This window comes from Ensifer sp. KUDG1, assembly GCF_050434285.1.
In the GTDB taxonomy this organism is placed as follows: Bacteria; Pseudomonadota; Alphaproteobacteria; order Rhizobiales; family Rhizobiaceae; genus Ensifer.
This window is the reverse complement of sequence record NZ_JBNDIG010000004.1, coordinates 159,925-179,959: the sequence shown is the minus strand read 5'-3', so window position 1 is coordinate 179,959 and position 20,035 is coordinate 159,925. Positions and strand designations below refer to the sequence as shown.

The window sequence follows — 20,035 nt, the reverse complement described above, 5'->3', positions numbered from 1 at the left end:
TCGCGCGGCCCCGGGAAGCAGGACGCGGCCTGCTTCGCGGTCCGACGGAAAAGGAGAAATGACAATGAGCATCTACGCCAAAACTGCCCGCTTCGACACAGGTCGTGCCCTCACCGTTGACGAGATGCGTGCCATCGCACCCTCGATATTTGCAACCTCGGCGCATGAAAGCCGCTCCGAGCGCTTCAAGCCGATCCCAACAATTGAGATCCTGCGCGCTCTCATAAAGGAGGGCTTCATGCCGGTCGGAGCGCGCCAGTCTGTTAGCCGGACGGAAGGAAAGGCGAACTTTACAAAGCACCTCATCCGGCTTCGCCGTCTCGATAATGGCAACGTCTATCACGTCGGAGTTACCGTTTGCGAAATCCTCTTGAAGAACGCCAATGACGGAACAAGTGCATACGAGTTGCTCGCAGGCCTTTTCCGCGTGTGCTGCCTCAACTCGCTAGTTGCGCAAACGGGAACAATCGACGCGATCAAGGTCCGACATTCCGGTGATGTCCAAGGCAAGGTGATCGAGGGCACCTATCGCGTACTGGGGGAGGCGGAACGCACTCTCGCGGCGCCGCAGGACTGGTCAGGCTTGAAAATGGGGCGTGAGGAGAGGGAGATCTTGGCCGAAGCTGCACATCTCGTCCGATTTGGCGATGCCGCAGGCGTTGCGGCGAACCCGATCAAATCGGAGCAATTGCTGGTGCCTCGCCGTATCGAGGACCAGGCCGAAGATCTGTGGACCGTGTGGAATGTCGTGCAGGAGAACAGCATCAAAGGCGGTTTGCGCGGTGTAAGGCGTGACGAATTCGGCAGAGCGCGCCGATCGACATCGCGCCCGATCAACGGCATCGATCAGGACATCAAACTCAACAAGGCTCTTTGGCTCATTGGGGAGAGGATGGCCGCGTTGTTGCACCGCTGACCTTCTATCCGCTGACAATCCTCGCGTTCGGTAACCCAACTGGACGCGAGGCCATCCCGTGTCTTGAGGGGCGCCCCAAAGCCCCGCCCCTCAAACTCCCCTGCCCACCCGGAAACCTATCAGCAGTGAGGCCGCCCGTATTGACCTGGAGAGTTTTGACTGGTCTGTCGAACGCGGTCGGCACAGGAGCTTCGGATTGGTGCCGCGCTTTGGCATCCGTCAGGCAACTGAAGGGCGCTTGCTGTGGAGTTGATCGCCGGCATCGAGGGGCTCCGATGGACCCTGTTCTGCCGAGATGACTGCAGGCGGCTCGTCGGATAGGCGCAGGTCCAGTTTTCCCCAGATCGATGCCTTCTGCGTCTTGTCCCGCGGTTTTCTGGACTGCTTGATTTCGACGATGAACGGTCTTGTCTGCTGACGCATATCTCCTCCGGGCCACGAATCGCTATCGAACGATTTCGTGTAAAGGCATTCGCAGCTCTGCCTTGATCGAGGATGGAGATAGCAATGGCGAACGTCGGTTCCGACGGCATTGCTGGAACTGGAGAGCCGCTGAACGTTCTGGACCACTGTTGGACCTACTTCGTCACTATTGCCGCGTTTCCTTCCCGTTACGGTCCTCCCTCCGCGGCCTCGATGAGGCGTGTCTGACCGGAAAACGGCTGGCGCCTCGATCGTTCTTCCGCAACGGCAAGCGCACTTTTCTTGCCCCTGGCGGCTCGGGCCGCCATTCCGTGCCAGCCAACAAAAGTGCGCCTTGCCGTCCTCCATTTCATTGCGGCCCAATGGGTGCGGTCCGATCGTCCCCGGTCCTTTCGACAGCCATCGAGGCCGCGAAGGGCGCGGCCCGAAACAACAGAAAGGAACTTCGACATGGCAACCATCGGCACTTTCACCTCGACCGAAAATGGCTTCAACGGCTCGATCCGCACCCTGGCCCTCAACGTCAAGGCCCGCATCGCCCGGATCGAATCTCCCTCCGACAAGGGCCCACACTTCCGCATCTACGCCGGTAACGTCGAGTTCGGAGCGGCCTGGCAGAGGAGCTCCGAGCAGACCGGTCGCGACTACCTCTCGGTCAAGCTCGATGATCCAAGCTTTCCCGCTCCGATCTACGCGACGCTTGCGGAAGTCGAAGGTGAGGATGGCTACCAGCTGATTTGGTCGCGGCCCAACAGGGATTAAGCCGAACGGGCCCCGCCTTCGGGCGGGGCCTCATTCCGTGCAGCAATTACGGGATTGATGTTCCGTAGCTGAGTGGCGGGCTGCTGGTCGACACCCACGTGCTTCACCGCGTCGCTCTCGTCGGGGAAGCGATGGGTCATGCGCTGCCCCGCCGAGCCGATACGACCCCACCACCCCGTGAGACATGCTTGACCGAACAGGTTCAACGAAATGTCAATGGCGTAATATCTGGCCATGTTCTTCGCCGGATCCTTGCGTTCGGCATATAGGTGGTAGGGCTGAATGAGCATGGCATGAGAATCGCCGATGCTCAGAATCTCGTCCAACGAGAGTTTTGAATCGATCCCGGCTGATTGATTCATATTCGTGATGGGACGAGCCTGGAAAGTTCAGGTAGGCTCCGACGGCGCATGAAGCCTCTTCTGTGCGACGCAGGCTCGCATGTCCTTGCGCCTGAACCATATGGCGCGACCGCATCGAAGCGGCGCATTTCCCGCGGCAAAGACGATCTGCTCGTCAGCGCGCATGCGCAGCACTTCGTCCGGTTGGATGAGCGGCCGGGCAGCAAGTTGCTTTGAGCGGGTGCGTGACGATCCACGTGCTTGAAAGCTGCGGCTGACATGATCGACTTCGACGGTCGTCGTGCCGCAGCGCCTTGATACATATTCGGCCGTCTCGGGATCGTTGATCGCAGCGAAGGAGACCCAGCTCGCACTCTCGAACCATTTGCTGGTTGCGTCGCGGCCGCCGAAGGTCTCGCGCATCTGGCCGATCGACTGAAAGATCAGCGTGAGCGAGATCCCGTACTTGCGGCCGGTGTCGCGTGCCGTTTCAAGAATGCGCAGGTAACCGAGGCGGGCAACCTCGTCGAGAAGAAACAGAGCCAGGTCGCCGTCAGAGCGATTGCGATTGTAGATCGCGTTCACGAACGAGCCGATAATGACGCGAGCAAGGCCGGAATGTGTTTCCAGCGTCTTCAGATCGATGTTGATGAAGACATCAAGCGATCCGGCCAGAAGCTGCTCGGTCGAGAAACTCCTGGATGACACCAGACCTGCGTAGTTCTCGTAGGAGAGCCAATGGGTTTCCTTGACTGCGTTCGCGTAGACGCCCGAAAAGGTCTCCGGCGTCATGTTGACGAATGCGGCGACATTTTCCCTCACGAAGTCCGAACTCGAGTTCGCGTGGATGGTCTGGAGCCGCTCGCGCAGCTTCGGCTCAGGTTCTGCGAGATTCCTGCGAACTTGCCTCAGCGTCTGGTCTTCCTTGCGGGTGTGGCCGGAGAGGCAGACATCGGCGATGAGCGCGGTCAGCAGCTGCAGTCCGGACGCCCTGAAGAAGTCGTCACGCACCCCGATTGAGCGGCCGCTGTCGCTCATGATCCAGGAGGCAACCGCGGCGATATCCTCCTCCTTGCTTCGGCCGTAGCGGCCGATCCAGTCCAGGGCATTGAAGCCCGCGTCGGGCTTTTTGGGATCGAGGATCCGAACGTCTCGGCCAGCGGCTTTTCGATGGTCGACGACCATGGGGGCCACTTCATTGGAGGGATCGAGAACGACGAGCGTACTCCCCCATTTGAGCGCCGTCGGTACCGTTACCGAAGTGGTCTTGAACCCGCCTGACCCCGCAAAGACGATCCCGTGCGACGAGCCGAAAGAGCCGTCGAAGCATAGCAGCGGAGACCAGCCGGCAGCGCCCCAGGTCTCGCGCTTGTCTGCGCGAAACGGAATGGCTGCGACGCCATCTTCATCGACCCGGTAGCCTTCTCCTATCACGATGCCCGCCACCTCTGGAAAGAGCTTCTTCGCATACGAAAGCTTCATCCATTCGGCTTCTCCGTAGATGGCGCGCTTCCCGTAGACGCGCTTCGGCGCAGATTTGGGGAAGGCGGCATTTCCGATTATCGCGACCCGCAATGCGAAGGTCGATGATAGAAGCGCCGCCACGGCTCCGACGAGCGCTGCCGGTTCAAAGTTCAGCGTGTGGAATTGCCAGGACTGAGCGTGGCTTGTGTCTGTAAAGCCGACGACGAGGACGACAGCGGCAGCGGTCAGCCCTCCCCCGAATACGGCCCATCCTGCAAGGCGGATGTTGGCGGATCCGGCCGCCGCGAACAGGAAAATGGCACCGACGACCGCGGCGGAAACAGAGGGGATGGCGATGCCCGCTCGGATCAATGCCAAACGTTCGGGCTCTCGTCCCGCGAAAGACGACAGCCAGTCGCCGGCGCCTTGTGTTGCGACAAGAGCAAGGGCCATCAAGGCAAATGGCGAGGCTGCAAGTGCGATCCTACTCACGACCATTTCGAAAGGCCTCCGCACCGATTTGCGTTAGCCGACTGCGCTCGCCATCGTCGACCTTCAGGCGCTGACCAAGATCGATCAAGGCGCCGAGGAGAAGCGCGCGCGTCTCGTAGCGCAACCCCGCTTTGATAAAGAGACCGCCGAGTTCGATCTTCTCCCGCGTGTCCTTCCTCCGGGCGTCGCGTGTGCTTGCGCGTGCCATTCGCTCAAGCCTTTTCATTGCGGCCCTCAGGCGCACCAGGCGTGAGCGACGAGGACTTGCTCCCTTGGACTGCCGTTCTCCCGCCTTCGCGAAACCGTGCCGCGAGTTTTTCGAAGGCGGATTGCAGTTCGAGTTCATCGACCTCGATCTCTCCGAGGCCGGCCTTCAGTGCGATGCGGCCGATCCGTTCGGCTTCGCGGGTTTCGGCCTGCCTCAACTGTTCCTGGAGCTTGGCGATCTCTTCGCGGATCCTCGAAGCAGGCTTTTTCATTCCGATCGTCCTTTCGTGCGTTGGAGCGGCACGAAATTCGGTTAGACGGGCCCGTTCATCCAGGGACAAAAGTGTCCGTTGGCTTGGCCAATGCCTTTGAGGATCATCCCGGCCGTTCCGAAGGAGCGGCATCCAAGCGCGCATTGCGATGTCGGGCAGTCTGACCGGATGGTTTTCCCCGGTGATGCAAAAGCGAATGAACTGGAAGAGCTCATCGTAGCGGTGCCGTCGCGCCCCCACGCCTTGATCGAGCTCTCGCGTCTGCATGCGGCGAAGCGAGATCCAGTTTGCCAGATACTGCTCGACCTCACGGGTGCGGGTCCGAAAGAGATCAAGCGCCGTGTCGGCGTGGCCCTTCTTGCGACTTTCCGGGTCGGCGTAGACATACCTCCCGAGTCCGCGTCGAGATGCTTCCAGGGGACGTTGGGTGAGGATGAGGGCATGGCGGCTCTCGAAATGTGCCCCTTCCCTTTCGAAATGTGCCCGGCGCTCGGCATCGATCGCACGTGCTATCGGATCTGGAAAATGCGATCGGTCGGCATCCGGATAGGTGGCGGCGACCAGGCGGACAGCTTCTACCTGGATCATCCAGCCAGATCCCAAGCGAGCGAGAACCGTGTTGATCTGCCGGGATATATCGTTGCGCTCGATGTCCGTAGCGCTCTCGCTGTCGGGGCCTGCGAAGTACCATCCGGCCATTAGCGAGCCGTCTTTCAAGAGAATGATCCCGTTGTCGACGAGAGCTGCATAAGGCACGAGGTCGGCAAACGAAGGATCGGGTGAACGGAAGCGCGCCAAGTTGACCATCGCGACACCTTCAGCCCTTTCGCCACGGGGTCGACGTCGGACGGTAGGTCCGCCGATAGCGCACGTGACGCATGTAGATCTTGCGCATGAGGGGATCAGCCTTTGCCATGCGCCTGAGGGCGCCGATTGTGAGGACCCAGAGGGCGAGGCCGAACAGCGCCGAATAGACGGTCAGAACGACGAAGATCAGGATGACCGTTGCAAGCCCCGTGGCGAGGACGAGCTCGCGATCGGCACCCAGCACCAGGTTTGGGCGCGAGAGGGCACGATGGATGCGGTTTCGCTCAAGGTGTGAGAACGCCTCAGGCATCGCTCGCGCCTCCCAGCTTGTCGAGGCCGAAGGGGGCGACCAAGGCATGGTCGCCAATCGACGCACCGGTCGCACCGAACAGCTGGACGATTTGCGTCGCGCCGAGCAGCAGGCCGGCGACGAGCACGATGTAGAACAGGCGCCTGGCAAAATCGTTGAGTTCGCCGCCGAAGATCAGCATACCGCCGGCGACGGCGACCGCAGCAAGAGCGATGAAACCGGCGACGGGGCCCGTGATCGATTGCTGGATTTGCTCAAGCGGACCTTCCCAAGGAAGTCCACCGCCCGACCCGGCGAGCGCCGGTTCCCCGCTCGAGAAAATCAGGAGGCTCGCGAGAGCCACCCTGGTGAAACGTCTATCATGCCACATGTCGTTCCCCTTCCTGATAAGGCTCCAGCCGATAGGCCGCCCCGTCGTATCCAACGACGCGCATTGGATCTCCCAATCGACGGCCGGTAGCCGTGCGTTCAATCGAAACGACGAGATCGACTGCTTCGGCAATGACGTCGTGCATCGGCTGCCGGCTTGTCTCCGCCGTGAGCTGCTCGAGCCTACGAAGGGCCGAACGCGCGGAATTGGCGTGCACCGTCGCAATGCCTCCTGGGTGTCCGGTGTTCCATGCCTTGAGGAGCGACAGGGCTGCCGCGTCGCGAACTTCGCCGACGATGATGCGATCGGGGCGCAGCCTGAGTGTGCTTTTGAGCAGGCGCGACATGTCGATGTCGTCACTGGTCCGCAGCGGAAGGACGTTGTGCGAGCCGCATCGGATCTCGACCGTGTCTTCAAGGATGATAAGGCGGTCATCGGGCGCGGCGGTCGCGATCTCCAGGATGAGCGCATTTGCCAATGTCGTCTTGCCAGAGCCGGTCCCACCTGAGACGAGAATGTTGAGGCGTTCGGCAACAGCTCTCGTCAGAAGCCGAGCGTGTTTCGAAGTCATGAAACCGTCGACCACATATTGCTCGAGGGGAATAAGGCGCGAAGCGCGTTTGCGTATGGAGAAGGAGGGTGCGGCGACGATAGGCGGCAGCAAACCCTCGAAGCGGTGGCCACTGTTAGGCAACTCGGCCGATACGATTGGCCTGCGTTCGTCGACCGCTGTGCCGGTCGCGTGCGCAATGCTGCCAATCGCGACCTCGGCAGCGGCAGCAGCCACTTGGCCAAGATGCGTGATCGATTGGCCGAGGCGCTCCACATAGAGGTTGCCGTCCGAGTTAAGCATGATCTCGATGACGTTTGGGTCATCAAGCGCTGCCCGAATGTTAGGACCAAGGGCATCCTCGAGCTTGCGCACGAGCCGGGGCAGGGAACGGCTATACGTCACGACGACACCGTTGGCTCGGATTTCAAGAAACGGTTGAGATCCGACAAATATCCGGGTGGTTTGATCCGCCCGAAGATTTCCCGGTTCACGGCGAGAATGCCGGCGAGTGCCTTGCCTTTTCCTATTGTCTGCGGTGACCCCAGCCGGCGAAGCGACCATCCCGCGCGCCCAAGGATGCGCTCGATGGCTAGGTCGGTCACTGTGACGACCTCGGTGTGCTCGCGCGAAAGGCACCATTCGAGGATGCCGGCGAACATCAATCGGGTAACGTGATGAAGTCCGATTCGGCCCTTTCGTTCGATCGTGGTGTCGACACAAAAGCGTGAGCTCTCGACCATTCGAGCGTGCGGGGAAAACGTCTGGTCCTCGACGAGTTGCGGGAACACCGACGAAAGCATTGTCTTTCCCGTCGCCGGGAGGAGGCGCACAGAGCCGACGACGTCATTCCTTGCAGTTATCGCCAGGATGTAGATTGGGTCGAGTTCGTCAAAAGGGTCACGTTCATGACCGTCGCGGGTAAGGACCTTCCAGCCCAGACGCCCGTCGAAGACGTTTGCGCGGAGCGCGAACATCCGATCGAGGAGGGGCCTGATGTCGCTCGAACTGCCATTCTTTATGGCAATGATCTTCATTGGTCGTTCTCCTCCGTTACTTGCAGGAGAAGTGCTACGACTGAGGGCAACGCCGCGAGGGGCAAAAATGTCTCCGAGATTTCGCCTCATGAATTGCAGTGGATTCGAGTACGGTTAGTCAGGATCATCGGTGGCGACGTGGACTTCGTCGCCACCGTGCGCTGATCGTCTGAAAGTTCCCCGCGGGGGACTATTCGGGCCAGTCCGGTCCCTACACGTGTCGGTGGGGCGTGATCGCACGCCGTCGGAGTTTCTGGCCGGGCCTTCTGCGCGACGGGTCCGAGACCTTGTCACCTTGGTTTCATCGAAGTTCCCCGCGGGGAACTTTTGGATGAGCCCCTTATACAAGCGGTTTAGGTTGGTGGTATTAGAGCGCCCCAGGCACGCTCGGGTTGGAGCGGTTCATCGAGAAAGTGGCCCGTGCTCTTTCGAGATCGTCAGGAAGTTCCCCGCGGGGAATTTTGGCAGTGCCGACTTAACTGGCCGCGCCGTCACCCCTAGAATATGCCGCCCTCCAAAAGTTCCCCGCGGGGAACCTCTCTGTGAAAGCGACGGTGGAAACCTTGATGGCCCGCCGCCAGCGGTTCGCCGTCTGGCTTGGCGGCTTATGGAACGGTGTTGGCTCCTTATCGTATGCCGAATTCGCCAGATGAGAGATTTGACCCCGATGTATAGAGGGCGGCCTGTGATCTCGCAGTCCTGTGAAGGAACGAGAGCCGAAAGTTCCCCGCGGGGAACTTTTAGGCAGAACAGACCCAATTGCGGTCAGTCTGCGCTGCGGGCTGTGGATAGCTGGCACGCTCTTAATTTCGATCGTCGCGAAGCTCCCCGTCGGGAAAAATGGCTGCCGACGCCTATGGTTCCTTTCGTCGTCCCGTAGCGGTCTGCCTGAGGTAACGAAAGTTCCCCGCGGGGTGTGCGAGGCCGCAAATCAGGTCATATTGGCGGCAGTCGGCGGACATTTCGTCGTGGTTTTCCGCGGGGATCGTTCGTTGGCGGGCCGGCCCGAAAGCGTTTGGATTAATGGCCAGCTGTGGATGACCCGTTGCCGGCGCATTGCGGTTCGTTTCTTGGTTGGCCCTCGAAAACCGGAAGTTCCCCGCGGGGAACTTTCCGCAAAACCGGGTGGCTGGCTGCCGGTAGCCCGTTGGCGCCTGACGGTCGCCGCCGCTGTTTTGCGGGTTCTGGTGTTTCGCGAAACTGGAAGTTCCCCGCGGGGAACTTTTCGAATGGACCTGTTCACAGCTCGATTGCACCGGCATGCCATAATTGATGCGCCTGCCCGAATCGGGGTACCCCTTAGTTGCGAAGAAAATCCGAAACTTCGGGTTTTTGAGTAGTTACGTGGTTGTTAGCGGATCGTTAACCACAGCGCCCGTTAAGTAGCGACAGTGACCACCGAGGATTCTTATTCATGACGCGACATCTCAGCAGCCTTTCCTTCATGGAGAATTTCTCCAGCAAGCTCGAGTTGGCGTTGAGCAATCTGAGCATGGCGCAGTTTCCGCCAGATGCGCGGCGCAGCATGCGCAAGTTTACCTCGACCGAGGTCGCTCAGCTCCTCGATGTGACCGAAGCGTATATTCGTCAGGTCGCGGCGAAAGAGCAGGGGCCTTCGCCCGAAATCGCCAACGGCCGCCGTCTCTACACGTTGGAGCAGGTCCTCGAATTGCGCTTGGCGCTCGCCGCCAACGGACGCAAGAAATGGATGAACCCTCGCCGCACCGGAAGCGAGCAGTGCCAGATCATCGCGGTGACCAACTTCAAGGGCGGCTCGAGCAAGACGTCGACGACGATCCACCTTGGCCATTATCTGGCGCTGCGTGGTTATCGCGTGCTGGCCGTCGATCTTGACCCGCAGGCATCCCTGACCGCTCTGCACGGCAATCTACCGAACTTCGACTACCGGGGAGGGGACACGCTCTACTCCGCAATCCGGTTCGAGGATCCGATTCCGACGCGGTCGATCATTCATCAAACGCACATTGCAGGTTTCGACGTCATTTGCGCCGGTCTCGAACTGACCGAATTCGAGACTGCAGTTGCACTGGAAATGCGGCGGGCTGGCGGAACAGGCTTCCTGCTTCGCGTTTCGCAAGCCCTCGAACAGGTTGCCGACGACTATGACTTCATCCTCTTGGACTCGGCGCCCTCGCTGAACTTCCTGACGCTTTCGTCATTGACGGCGGCGACCGGTGTCGTCATCCCGGTTCCAGCCCACATGCTGGATGTTGATTCCACGGCGAAGTTCCTCGAGCTCGCTGCTTCCTACATGCAGATTCTCGACGAAGTGGGAACATCGGCTCAGTGGGATTTCGCAAAGTTCCTGGTCACCAAGTTCGAGCCCAACGACCATCCTCAGGCCAACATGTCCGCACTCATGCGCCAGGTGTTCGGTGAGGATCTACTTTTGAACTCCGTCATCAAGTCCACTGCCGTTGCAGATGCGCTCACCTGGAAGCAAAGCCTCTATGAGGTACAACGGACGCGCTTCTCCGCACCGAAGACCTATGACCGCGCCATCGAGTCCATCAATGCGGCGAATGCCGAACTGGAAGCCCTCTTTCGGAAGGCATGGGGGAGAGAATGAGCCGTAAGGATTCCAAAGGTCTTTTTGCAAACGTCCTCAATCAGCTCGACGCGACGCCTGACAGGGCGGGGGCCCAAAGGACGACGTCTCCGCATCTGCTGAAAGTCGCAGCCGGGGTCAGGCAGATCCAGGAACGTAGCGAGCTTGCAGAGCGGCTCTTAAAGGATGGCGGACAGATCATAGAGCTCGATCCGGAAGACGTCCTTGATTCAGCCATTCCAGATCGCTTTGCCTCGGCTTATGAGTCGGCCAACCTTACAGAACTCGTTCAGTCGATGGCTGAGCACGGACAGAGCACGCCAGGCCTCGTTCGGTCGGTCCATGGCGCACCCAAGCCGTTTCAGATCGTGTTCGGGCGCCGTCGTCTTGCTGCGGCCAGGCTGCTGGGTGTCAAGTTCAAGGCGATCGCCCGGGACCTGAGCGATGAAGATGCAATCGTTCTGCAGGGCGAAGAAAACAGCAACCGCTTCGATCTCTCCTTTATCGAGCGGTGCCTGTTTGCACGCGCGCAAGAAATCGCCGGCTTCAGCCGCGACGTCATTAGTAAGTCGCTCAACACCGGAAAGGGCCATGTCTCGGAGATGATCCGTCTGGCAAGCGCGTTGCCCCATGACGTGCTGCAGGAGATCGGCGCCGCACCAGACGTCGGCCGTCGGCGCTGGGTGGATTTCGAAGCGAAGTGGTCATCACATGACGCAGCGCTCCAAGTGGCTCAGTCGGCACTGGCGAAAGAAGACGTTCGCAACGCGGACACCAACGCCCGTTTTAAAAGCGTCTTCGAAGCACTTTCCGACAAGGCCGAGGGGGCACTTTTGTCCGTTGACGCGCCCCAGCTCGTTGCGCACGGTCTCGTGCTTGGGCAGGTAAACCACGGGAAGTCCGGTTCGAAGCTTGCATTCAACAAGTCCGTACCGAGTGGTTTCGTCGATTTCGTCGCCGAGCAGATCGAACACCTGCATGATCAGTTCATGCAGAGGAATGCCCGATAGGGCGTGATAGTTGAAAGCTGGAAGATAACCGCAAAAGAAAAAGGCCCCCAAACGTTGCCGTCGTGGAAGCCCTTCTCAGTGTTGTAGCAAACCGAGAATCGCATTTCCCCGAATCCCCGTCAAGAGTCTTTGGCACCGTTTTTGGTGAGCAGGTTTCTTTTGCCTTCGAAGAGAGGTGAAGGAAAATGCAAGGTGGAAATGTGACGACGCCCTTTGGGCGGCGGTCGATTTCGCTTGCCCATGTGAGAGGGCAGTTGCGGACGGCCGAAATCAAATCCGGGAAAAGCGTCGACAAATGGAAGGTGTTTCGCGACGCTTGCGAGGCGAGGGCCGCGCTCGGTGTACAGGATCGTGCCCTGGCAGTGCTGGATGCACTGCTGACGTTCTATCCGGAGAGTGAGCTTTCCGAAGACCGTGGTCTGGTGGTGTTCCCTTCGAACGACCAACTGTCGGTTCGCGCTCACGGCATTGCCGGAACGACGTTGCGCCGGCATCTGGCAGCCCTGGTCGAGGCCGGATTGATCCAGCGGAAGGACAGTGCCAACGGCAAGCGCTACGCGCGCAAGGGCAATGCAGGCACGATCGAGGAGGCTTTCGGCTTCAGTCTGGCGCCTTTGCTGGCGCGCGCCGAAGAACTTGCACATCTGGCCCAGCAGATTGCTGCCGAGCGCAGGCGGTTTCGTGCGACGAAAGAGGCCCTGTCGATATGCCGACGCGACGTTCGCAAACTGCTCAGCGCGGCGATCGAAGAAGGAGCCGCCGGCGATTGGGACCGTATCGAGGACATGTTTATCGAGCTAACCGGACGTATTCCACGCACCCCGACGGTCACGGATATCGAACCGATCCTCGACGAAATGCAACTGTTGCGCGACGCGATTGTCAACCGGCTGGAAATTCAGGAAAATTCCGAAAATTTGGACAGTAATGATGTCCGAAATGAACGCCACATACAGAATTCAAATACCAAATCCATCCATGAACTTGAACCTAGCTCTCGAAAAGAGCAGGGGGCGAAGTCGAGGCCAGAAATCCGGCCGGTGCGGGAGCCGATAAAGGCGTTTCCGTTGGGCATGGTGCTGCAGGCCTGCCCGCAGATCCGCGACTATGGACCGAATGGCGCGATCGAGAGCTGGCGCGACCTGCTGACGGCCGCCGTCCTAGTTCGATCGATGCTCGGGGTCAGTCCGAGCGCCTATGAGGAGGCCTGCGGGATCCTTGGGGCGGAGAACGCAGCCGCCGTCATGGCCTGCATTCTCGAAAGGGCAGGGCACATCAACTCGGCCGGCGGCTATCTGCGCGACCTGACACGAAGGGCCGAGCGCGAGGAGTTTTCGCTGGGACCGATGCTGATGGCGCTGATGCGGACGAGTACCGGGCCTAGAAAGGCGAGTGCCTAAGCCTGTGATTGTTCGGCGCTTGATTGGCGGAGGAGGCTCCCCATACCTCACTTTCCGATCGCTTCTATGGTTATACCTTTCCACAAAAAAGGTATAACTGCTTCGAAAACCATCGACCCCATGTTCGCGCCGCATGATCGGTCAACCAAACCTCAACGCTACTCGAATGCGGGATTGAGCGCTCACAAAGCCCGATGTCAATAATTGCTCAAATTCTGTTATTGTGACATGCTGTGGGCAATCGGAGGTGTGACATGAACGTTTCCATTGGTGACCGTTGGGAAGCCTTTGTATCCAATATCGTGAAGGACGGCCGTTACGGTTCGGCCAGCGAAGTCGTGCGCGAAGGACTTCGGCTGGTCGAGGAGCGCGAACAGAAGTTGAGGGCTCTGACCAGCCTGCTCAACAAATCTATCTCCGACGGTGGCGAAGTGTCCGACGCAGATATTGACGCGGCGCTTGAAGCCAGGGCCGCTCAACTGACCAAGGAAGGCTTCTAAGGGTGCCGCAGCTTCGTATGCTGCCTTCGGCACTCACAGATCTGGTCAATATTCTCGAGTACATCACTCGACAGAGCGGTAGTTTGGTCTCTGGGCGACGTGCGCGCCGCAGCCGCATCGCCTTCCGCAGATCGGAGCAATAGTTATGACCCGCCAGCTTTCTCTCCCACGCGAGCGCATTTCCGTGCTTCTGCTGGAAGGCATTAGCCAGACCGCCGTGGACTACTTTTCGTCGTCGGGCTACACCAACCTCATTCATTTGCCGAAGGCGCTCGACGACAAGGATCTTAAGCGCCACATCGCCGACGCTCATATCATCGGCATTCGTTCCCGCACGCAGCTGACGGACGAGATTCTCGAATCCGCCAAGAAATTGATCGCCGTTGGCTGTTTTTCCGTCGGTACGAACCAGGTCGATCTGGATGCAGCGCGGCGGCGCGGCATTCCGGTGTTCAATGCACCTTATTCAAACACGCGATCAGTGGCCGAGCTTGTGATCGGCGAGATTATCATGCTGACACGACAGATCTTTCCGCGCTCGGCTTCCGCGCATCAGGGTGGGTGGGAGAAATCCGCTGTCGGCAGCCGGGAGGTCCGCGGCAAGACGCTCGGAATTGTCGGCTACGGCAATATCGGCTCGCAGCTCAGCGCGCTTGCCGAAAGCATGGGCATGGTGGTGCGCTATTTCGATCTTTCCGATCGGCTGCGCCGGGGCAATTCGGAGTCGATGGCCTCGCTCGGCGACCTTCTCGAGATCTCTGACTACGTGACAATGCACGTTCCCGAAACACCCTCGACGCATAACATGATCACCGAAACCGAATTGCGCCGCATGAAGAAGGGCGCCATCTTCATCAACAATTCTCGCGGCACGGTGGTCGATCTCGATGCGCTTGCGAAAGTCCTGAAGGACGGCCATCTGGCGGGTGCCGCGGTGGACGTGTTCCCCAAGGAGCCGGCATCGAACAACGAGCGTTTTGAGACGCCGTTGCAAGGATTGAGCAATGTCATTTTGACACCGCATATCGGCGGCTCCACCGAGGAAGCCCAGGAGCGCATCGGCGGGGAGGTTTCAAGGAAGCTGGTCGAGTATTCCGACATCGGCTCGACGATGGGCGCCGTCAACTTTCCGCAGGTGCAACTCCCCGAGCGCCCGAACGGCACGCGTTTCATTCACGTGCATGAAAACCGCCCGGGCATGCTCATCCAGCTCAACGAGATCTTCTCATCGCGCGGGCTGAACATCGTCGCCGAGTTCCTTCAGACGCATGGCGACACGGGCTATGTGGTGGTCGAGGCCGAAGGAATTTCCGGAAGTACCGATGAAATTCTTCAGGCTCTACGCGATATTCCTGGAACGATACGAACGCGATTGGTTTACTGATAGCTGTTAGCACCGTTCCGCCCGTATTCCTCCTAGACGATCAGTCGCGCCGCTCGTCCGTTCTTGCGTTCGGCGTTGTTGTAGTAGCTCGCGGCCTGCGTGACCGACTTGTGTAGCGACTGCTGCATCGCTTCAGGCAGCGGTATGCCGCGATTGGCGGCCTCGGTCAGGTAGCCTGATCGCAGTCCATGCGCCGAAAACAGGGTCGGGTCGAGCCCCGCCTGCCTGCAGCGGCCCTTCAGGATCAGATTGACGGATTGCGGCGTCAGCGCCCGGCGATCGATGTTCCCCCACTGATCGATGCGTCGAAACACCGGCCCATTGTTGATGCCGGCTTCCTGCAGCCAACCTTTCAACGCCAGCACCGGCCGGCCGATAAGGACCACCCGTTCGTCGTCGTCAGTTGTCGTCGTTTTGGTACGGCCGACGCGGATCGACAGGCAGGGGAGGGGAGGGGAACCAGGATCCGTCGGATCGGCCTGCACGGGATCCTCGTCGCTGAGATCGTCGACACGCAGCCCCGCCAGTTCCGACCGGCGGCGTCCGCCGGATGCAAATGCCGTCAGAAGCAGTGCCCGATCGCGTAGGTCGACCGTGCGCTCGCCGGCGCAGGCCGAGAGCAGCTTGGCCAGGACATCACCGGTCACCGCCTTTTTGCTCTTTCGTTGTCGCGGCCGGGCGCTGGCCCGGACCGCAAGCCGCAACGCCGACTTCAACGAGGGACCATCGAAGGCACCCGTCAAGCCTCGCCAACGGGTGAGGATTGACCAGCTCGTCAGCCGTCGTCGTACGGTCTCGGGCGCATGCGGGCCGTCGGCGCGCAGGAGGCGCTGGCCCCGCAGGCCAGCTCCAACCTCCGCCGGCATGCCGTGGGACGGATCCTCTGCCCGCTTGGCCGGATCCCAGAGATGGTGGGCGACAAACTTCAACAGCAGACTCTCGGGCGCCGGCCAGGGGAGGGGGCTTCCCGTGGCTAGCTGACACCAGGTCTCGAGATAACCGATGTCGGAGGCAAGCGCCCTGAGCGTGTTGTCGCCCATGCCTTCGTTGGCAAGGTGCTTGAGCGTCGCGACGTCGTCGTCTGTCAGAAGGGTGGCGAGCTGATCACGGCGATCGAACGGCAGGATGGCGTCGAGCGCGTCGAGTTCTTCGGCACGCCGGTGGACGGCATCGGACGGTGTCTTTTTCGCCATTTTCGCGGCTCCATCAAGCTTTGGGCCTTTACCGAATCTAGGTGACTCCAAAACTATCACTATCGATACTTGAAACCTATCGATAGTGAGTAGATCCAAAAACCGCAGTCTGGACGACGGAAATAATACGCACATTAGATTCCATTTAGTATATTTCAGACGTTAAATCATATGGTTAATATATGATTAATCTGTCGTGAGACCTGCGGAGAAGGAGGTGCCAAGAATGCGTTCAACATCGGGCCAAGACCGGCGTGAGGCAATGCGAGGATGTCTCGGACCGAAGCTGGCGTCGCCCTCTCCATCGCGCTCGAAGTCGATACGCTCGAGGTAGTCGGCGGCGAATACTGCTGTCTCGCGGTCGGCCGATTGCGTGAGGTCGAAGAGCCCTTCTCGAAGCCTCTTGATGTCGCGCGGGATCAACTCAAACGCGTTCCCTCCAATCGGCTCGTGGTGATACAGCAAGCTTTTCCGTGCGCTCCACCTAAGGTTGGCGATTGCGGTCCGCCCGGCCGGGTCGGACGTGAGCATCAGGAACACGTCATGATCAGCGTCAGCAAGCAGCATCTCCGCTAGATAATGCTTCACCTTCACATTTTCGGCCCGTTCGAAGCGCTCCGGTAGATTTTGGCGATCCTCTGGCGACAGGTCGCCGAATACCTGTTGCGGATAGTCGAACCGCGCCCCGCGGTCTAACGATTTCCCAGCAAATTGGCCCGATACGATTTGCTCCAGAAAATCGAGGGTGAGGGCACCGGGCTTTGGCATCGCCAGGTAGAACTCATACTGCTCAATGAGATCGGGAACCCGTTGGGCGATTCCGCGCAAGAGGTTGATGCGTTCGACTTCCGGTAGGTATTTGATTGAGAGGCAGACGTCCCTCAAGCGCCACCACCCGAAGTCACACTTCGGGGTGATGGCATCGAGACCAACAAAAAAAGCCATAGGGTCGTCTGAATACGGAAGCAGCTTCAGCCAGTCCAGTATCTCGGTCACTTTGCTATCGTCGACCCATGTTCTATCAGCCAGCGATGCAATCCATTCCTGAAGCCCCGACATGATTGTCTGTGAGGCAGGCACCAAGCCACCGACGACCATTAGTTTCGCAAGGTCCAGCTTTGCCCAACTGTCGGAGCTGGATTTGACCTGCCATGGAACTTTCATCCAGCGGCGACTAGAGTCCCTGCGGTTTTGAACCGCCCCAGGTTTTTGGACCAGCGGAGGCTGGAGTTTTCCTGCTTCATTCAGGGAGGCGGACTGGTTGCGCCTCCGGAATTCATCAACGAGATCGGCACCTTGTTGCCGATCGCACCATGCGGCCGAACCTCATTGTAGTCTCTACGCCAATCCTCCATCTTTTCGCGCGCATCCGCAAGGGTCAGGAACCAGTGCTGGTTCAGGCATTCCGCTCGGAAGCGGCCGTTGAAGGCTTCGATGAAGGCGTTGTCCGTCGGCTTTCCCGGACGTGAGAAGTCCAGGGTCACGCCCTTGGCATAGGCCCAGAGGTCGAGATCTCGTGACACGAATTCCGTGCCCTGATCCACCCTGATCGTCTTCGGATAGCCGACCTGCCGGCACACCCGTTCCAATGTCTGCACCACGTCTTCGCCGCGATAGCTGTGACGCGGATCAAGCACCGGGACATAGCGCGAGAAGGTGTCGACCACCGTCAGAACCCGCAGCTTCTTTCCGGTCGCGAGTTGGTCGTGAACGAAGTCCATCGCCCAGACATCGTTCGGTCCCACAGCTTTTTGCCGATCCTCCCGCAGCTTGGCTTTAACCCGGCGCTTCGGAGTTTTGTTGCGCAATTGCAGACCCAAGTCTCTGTAAATGCGATAGGTTCGCTTGATGTTGATGCCCCAGCCTTCGCGTTCCAGGAGCACATGCACGCGTCGGTAGCCATAGCGCACACGGGTCTCGCAGATCTCGCGAATACGACGTTCCAGGCCGGCCTGATCGGCACGGCGAGAGGTGTAGTGGTAGGTCGACCGATCGAAGTTCAACGCTCCACAGGCACGCCGGATCGAGATCATCCAATCCCGGCACATGCCCTTCACCACCTCACGCTTGCGAGCAGGCCTCAGAGCTTTCGGCGGATGACATCCTGCAACATCTCGCGGTCGAGTGTCAGGTCCGCGACGATCTTCTTCAGCCGCGCATTCTCGTCCTCGAGCTGCTTCAGCTTCTTCATCTCCGGCGGCAACATGCCGGCGTATTTTTTCTTCCAGTTGAAATAGGTCGCCTGGCTGATCCCTGCCTTCCGGCAGATCTCAGCAACCGGCAAACCTTCATCACCCTGCTTCAGGATGAACGCCTTCTGGGCGTCCGAAAACTGCGATGCCTTCATCGTCTTCCGTTCCTTTCCCAGCCAGGAAAACACACCGGAAAACTCTAGCCAAAACTGGTCCAGTTTGAAGGGTTCAGATCAGCGAACGCAATGAACCCTGACGCCAAGTTTATTGTCGACCCTAGCCTCCCGAATATACTGGAGCAGCTTAGTGGAGTTGATGCCGTCATACTCAAGTTTTATCACGATTCCTATGAAGAGAAGATAAGGTTGTTTGGCGAGCGCGATCGTATGATGTATGGTAAGGCGGAAAACCGCGAAATTGTAATTATATCCGCGACAATGGTGGCCCAATAGTTGAGTTCTTCGGCAAAGAGACCGCCTCTTCTTCTATAAGTAACCTTCTGAGAAACGGTCTTATTTTTGTTGAGGGGTCGTTTAACGGCTTGAGCGACTTAGTAACAGCAGAACTGGTCTCAGACGCCGAGATAAGCCTTGATACCAGTGAACTTAAAAACGAACTCTCCAACATCTATTACCACCTGAATATGTCCTACGATAACGTGCAGGATCACGAGGTAGTGCATGAGGTTACGTTCATTGGTGGCGGAAAAACGTATTACCTTCCCTACGATTTAACGCGGCTGGCGAAAAGGCTCGTCAAAGCCTGTTCATGACCCGAAAATCTCCGAGTTTGGGGCATTGCGAGGGAAAAGAAGCGAGTCACGATCGGCGCGAAGTATCGGCACCCCAACGAAAAGGATATTGCGTCTACCAGACTATTGGTACGGCTTCCTTGGCCTTGCCGGGTACCTCTCGATATACTCCTCAAGCAGTCCGTGATGCTCAAGTATCCTGAAAGGATTGTTTGCGGCGGCGGCTATCCGATCCGCGTCGTCGATTGAACACCAAGGACACAAATCCCCGTTGGCTCTCAGCGGCTCCGAGCATTCTGCACATTCCGCGATCGGAGGAGCTATCTCCCCGCCCGCAAACACTCTGCCGCTACACGTGTCCGTGATCATGTAAGGCGTCGGGTAGCTGCGACCTATTTTACCCATATAGAAGCCGGCATCGAGTTCTTGTGCAGCCTCCTGAAGAGTGTCTTTCGTTTGCGAGGATGACTTCGCGCCCGATATGATCGCTGCGACACATCGTTTCGGAATGTAGAAGATTCTGTTGCCGCTCACGTCCTCGACATACCCCTCGAGGTTAACGGCTCGCACTTCCTGCTCGTAGCTCCATTCCACATACTTCGAGAAATAGCCTTCGTAGAGGACGGCGTCCCGCAGAGCCATAGCGTCTCTGGGCTTCTTACGGTATGCGGCCATCTGCGCGAACGAGACCAGCGTCTCACTCGGGCGATCTCGGTATGAAATCTCGCGGATCAGGAGATCCGGAAAAACCTCTTGCAGTTCGGAAACGTCGAACCCGATCACGAAGCCTTTATGGTTGTTTCCGTAGTGCGCCCACATGGGGGTCACCACTGGCGATTTCGAAAAGCAGGTGGTCAACAGCGGCGGGATTTCCTGGACTACTTCGCTATACGTCGCCAGCAATTCAGATCCTTGATCAAGATCTACTCCAAGGAATAGCTCAAAGGGATCGTTGTAGTCTTGTGGCAAGGTGCACTTAATGCCGACATGGTCATCGCGAACGAAAACATGCTCAGCGACGTTCTCAGAGAAGTACTTGAAGATCATCTTCATTAATAAGTGCCCCAGTTCCGTGGCATTGATAT

Annotated in this window: 20 protein-coding genes and 1 pseudogene; 7 read left to right on the top strand and 14 right to left on the bottom strand. The window is 58.8% G+C overall.

Annotated features, from left to right (window positions below; genetic code table 11):
• The first annotated feature begins 64 nt into the window (after positions 1-64).
• Positions 65-916 (top strand): DUF932 domain-containing protein, encoded by an 852-nt coding sequence (locus tag M2267_RS13385; RefSeq protein WP_429114955.1) that lies wholly within the window; start codon positions 65-67, stop codon positions 914-916.
• A gap of 219 nt (positions 917-1,135) precedes the next feature.
• On the opposite strand, the gene M2267_RS13380 is transcribed toward M2267_RS13385, so the two are convergent.
• Positions 1,136-1,339, bottom strand: a complete 204-nt coding sequence (locus tag M2267_RS13380; protein WP_429114954.1) for a hypothetical protein — start codon at positions 1,337-1,339, stop codon at positions 1,136-1,138.
• 450 nt (positions 1,340-1,789) lie between these two features.
• Here M2267_RS13380 and M2267_RS13375 point away from each other — a divergent pair, with 450 nt between their 5' ends.
• Entirely contained in the window at positions 1,790-2,101 is a 312-nt protein-coding gene (locus M2267_RS13375; RefSeq protein ID WP_429114953.1) for a DUF736 domain-containing protein, read from the top strand.
• On the opposite strand, the gene M2267_RS13370 is transcribed toward M2267_RS13375, so the two are convergent.
• The 9 genes and pseudogenes from M2267_RS13370 to M2267_RS13330 all read right to left on the bottom strand — a co-directional run bounded on the left by M2267_RS13370 (position 2,098) and on the right by M2267_RS13330 (position 7,951).
• On the bottom strand, positions 2,098-2,427 hold the full coding sequence (locus M2267_RS13370; protein WP_429114952.1) for a WGR domain-containing protein: 330 nt from the start codon (positions 2,425-2,427) through the stop codon (positions 2,098-2,100). The genes M2267_RS13375 and M2267_RS13370 overlap by 4 nt on opposite strands.
• A 63-nt stretch (positions 2,428-2,490) precedes the next feature.
• Positions 2,491-4,404: a Ti-type conjugative transfer system protein TraG gene (traG, locus tag M2267_RS13365; protein ID WP_429114951.1), complete on the bottom strand. Its 1,914-nt coding sequence runs from the start codon at positions 4,402-4,404 to the stop codon at positions 2,491-2,493.
• Positions 4,391-4,606: a type IV conjugative transfer system coupling protein TraD gene (traD, locus tag M2267_RS13360; RefSeq protein WP_429114950.1), complete on the bottom strand. Its 216-nt coding sequence runs from the start codon at positions 4,604-4,606 to the stop codon at positions 4,391-4,393. Before traD ends, traG begins: the two co-directional genes overlap by 14 nt.
• Positions 4,607-4,610: 4 nt before the next feature.
• Positions 4,611-5,009, bottom strand: a complete 399-nt coding sequence (gene traC / locus M2267_RS13355) for a conjugal transfer protein TraC (protein ID WP_429115114.1) — start codon at positions 5,007-5,009, stop codon at positions 4,611-4,613.
• Positions 5,010-5,018: 9 nt separating this feature from the next.
• Positions 5,019-5,684, bottom strand: a pseudogene (locus M2267_RS13350) (conjugal transfer protein TrbE); the annotation flags it as partial.
• Between the two features lie 10 nt (positions 5,685-5,694).
• Positions 5,695-5,994: a conjugal transfer protein TrbD gene (locus M2267_RS13345; protein WP_429114949.1), complete on the bottom strand. Its 300-nt coding sequence runs from the start codon at positions 5,992-5,994 to the stop codon at positions 5,695-5,697.
• On the bottom strand, positions 5,987-6,364 hold the full coding sequence (locus M2267_RS13340; RefSeq protein ID WP_429114948.1) for a TrbC/VirB2 family protein: 378 nt from the start codon (positions 6,362-6,364) through the stop codon (positions 5,987-5,989). The genes M2267_RS13345 and M2267_RS13340 overlap by 8 nt, the downstream gene beginning before the upstream one ends.
• Positions 6,354-7,319: a P-type conjugative transfer ATPase TrbB gene (trbB, locus tag M2267_RS13335; RefSeq protein WP_429114947.1), complete on the bottom strand. Its 966-nt coding sequence runs from the start codon at positions 7,317-7,319 to the stop codon at positions 6,354-6,356. Before trbB ends, M2267_RS13340 begins: the two co-directional genes overlap by 11 nt.
• A complete protein-coding gene (locus M2267_RS13330; RefSeq protein WP_429114946.1) occupies positions 7,316-7,951 on the bottom strand; it encodes an acyl-homoserine-lactone synthase in 636 nt (211 codons plus the stop codon). Before M2267_RS13330 ends, trbB begins: the two co-directional genes overlap by 4 nt.
• A gap of 1,414 nt (positions 7,952-9,365) precedes the next feature.
• On the opposite strand from M2267_RS13330, the gene repA reads away from it, so the two are divergent.
• The 5 genes from repA (at position 9,366) to serA (ending at position 14,814) form a co-directional block, all read left to right on the top strand.
• The gene (gene repA, locus M2267_RS13325; RefSeq protein WP_429114945.1) at positions 9,366-10,541 is read left to right on the top strand and encodes a plasmid partitioning protein RepA; all 1,176 of its coding nucleotides are present in this window, start codon (positions 9,366-9,368) and stop codon (positions 10,539-10,541) included.
• A complete protein-coding gene (gene repB / locus M2267_RS13320; RefSeq protein WP_429114944.1) occupies positions 10,538-11,530 on the top strand; it encodes a plasmid partitioning protein RepB in 993 nt (330 codons plus the stop codon). Before repA ends, repB begins: the two co-directional genes overlap by 4 nt.
• Before the next feature lie 185 nt (positions 11,531-11,715).
• Entirely contained in the window at positions 11,716-12,930 is a 1,215-nt protein-coding gene (repC, locus tag M2267_RS13315) for a plasmid replication protein RepC (RefSeq protein WP_429114943.1), read from the top strand.
• Positions 12,931-13,184: 254 nt separating this feature from the next.
• Entirely contained in the window at positions 13,185-13,430 is a 246-nt protein-coding gene (locus M2267_RS13310; RefSeq protein WP_327512372.1) for a type II toxin-antitoxin system ParD family antitoxin, read from the top strand.
• Between the two features lie 145 nt (positions 13,431-13,575).
• Positions 13,576-14,814 carry a phosphoglycerate dehydrogenase gene (gene serA, locus M2267_RS13305; RefSeq protein WP_429114942.1) on the top strand — a complete coding sequence of 413 codons (1,239 nt, stop codon included), beginning with the start codon at positions 13,576-13,578 and terminating at the stop codon, positions 14,812-14,814.
• Positions 14,815-14,846: 32 nt separating this feature from the next.
• Here serA and M2267_RS13300 read toward each other — a convergent pair whose 3' ends face one another.
• From M2267_RS13300 to M2267_RS13285, 4 genes are all read right to left on the bottom strand, one after another.
• Complete coding sequence (locus M2267_RS13300) at positions 14,847-16,007, bottom strand: site-specific integrase (RefSeq protein WP_429114941.1); 1,161 nt, start codon at positions 16,005-16,007, stop codon at positions 14,847-14,849.
• A gap of 186 nt (positions 16,008-16,193) precedes the next feature.
• Positions 16,194-17,171, bottom strand: coding sequence for a hypothetical protein (locus tag M2267_RS13295; protein WP_429114940.1), 978 nt, complete (start codon positions 17,169-17,171; stop codon positions 16,194-16,196).
• A gap of 80 nt (positions 17,172-17,251) precedes the next feature.
• A protein-coding gene (locus M2267_RS13290; protein ID WP_429114939.1) for an IS3 family transposase occupies positions 17,252-18,354 on the bottom strand; the annotation gives its coding sequence in 2 pieces (ribosomal slippage) (positions 17,252-18,093 and positions 18,093-18,354; 1,104 coding nt in all).
• A 719-nt stretch (positions 18,355-19,073) separates the two neighbouring features.
• Positions 19,074-20,003 (bottom strand): DUF2971 domain-containing protein, encoded by a 930-nt coding sequence (locus M2267_RS13285; protein WP_429114938.1) that lies wholly within the window; start codon positions 20,001-20,003, stop codon positions 19,074-19,076.
• Positions 20,004-20,035 lie beyond the last annotated feature (32 nt).

Bases quoted from the DNA above. Each gene is read 5' to 3' on its own strand.
- M2267_RS13295 (WP_429114940.1), bottom strand. From the start codon at position 17,171: ATGAAAGTTCCATGGCAGGTCAAATCCAGCTCCGACAGTTGGGCAAAG.
- M2267_RS13380 (WP_429114954.1), bottom strand. From the start codon at position 1,339: ATGCGTCAGCAGACAAGACCGTTCATCGTCGAAATCAAGCAGTCCAGA.
- M2267_RS13285 (WP_429114938.1), bottom strand. From the start codon at position 20,003: ATGAAGATGATCTTCAAGTACTTCTCTGAGAACGTCGCTGAGCATGTT.
- repB (WP_429114944.1), top strand. From the start codon at position 10,538: ATGAGCCGTAAGGATTCCAAAGGTCTTTTTGCAAACGTCCTCAATCAG.
- M2267_RS13310 (WP_327512372.1), top strand. From the start codon at position 13,185: ATGAACGTTTCCATTGGTGACCGTTGGGAAGCCTTTGTATCCAATATC.
- traD (WP_429114950.1), bottom strand. From the start codon at position 4,606: ATGGCACGCGCAAGCACACGCGACGCCCGGAGGAAGGACACGCGGGAG.
- M2267_RS13375 (WP_429114953.1), top strand. From the start codon at position 1,790: ATGGCAACCATCGGCACTTTCACCTCGACCGAAAATGGCTTCAACGGC.
- M2267_RS13345 (WP_429114949.1), bottom strand. From the start codon at position 5,994: ATGCCTGAGGCGTTCTCACACCTTGAGCGAAACCGCATCCATCGTGCC.
- M2267_RS13385 (WP_429114955.1), top strand. From the start codon at position 65: ATGAGCATCTACGCCAAAACTGCCCGCTTCGACACAGGTCGTGCCCTC.
- M2267_RS13300 (WP_429114941.1), bottom strand. From the start codon at position 16,007: ATGGCGAAAAAGACACCGTCCGATGCCGTCCACCGGCGTGCCGAAGAA.
- M2267_RS13340 (WP_429114948.1), bottom strand. From the start codon at position 6,364: ATGTGGCATGATAGACGTTTCACCAGGGTGGCTCTCGCGAGCCTCCTG.
- traG (WP_429114951.1), bottom strand. From the start codon at position 4,404: ATGGTCGTGAGTAGGATCGCACTTGCAGCCTCGCCATTTGCCTTGATG.
- traC (WP_429115114.1), bottom strand. From the start codon at position 5,009: ATGCCGCTCCTTCGGAACGGCCGGGATGATCCTCAAAGGCATTGGCCA.
- repA (WP_429114945.1), top strand. From the start codon at position 9,366: ATGACGCGACATCTCAGCAGCCTTTCCTTCATGGAGAATTTCTCCAGC.
- repC (WP_429114943.1), top strand. From the start codon at position 11,716: ATGCAAGGTGGAAATGTGACGACGCCCTTTGGGCGGCGGTCGATTTCG.
- M2267_RS13330 (WP_429114946.1), bottom strand. From the start codon at position 7,951: ATGAAGATCATTGCCATAAAGAATGGCAGTTCGAGCGACATCAGGCCC.
- serA (WP_429114942.1), top strand. From the start codon at position 13,576: ATGACCCGCCAGCTTTCTCTCCCACGCGAGCGCATTTCCGTGCTTCTG.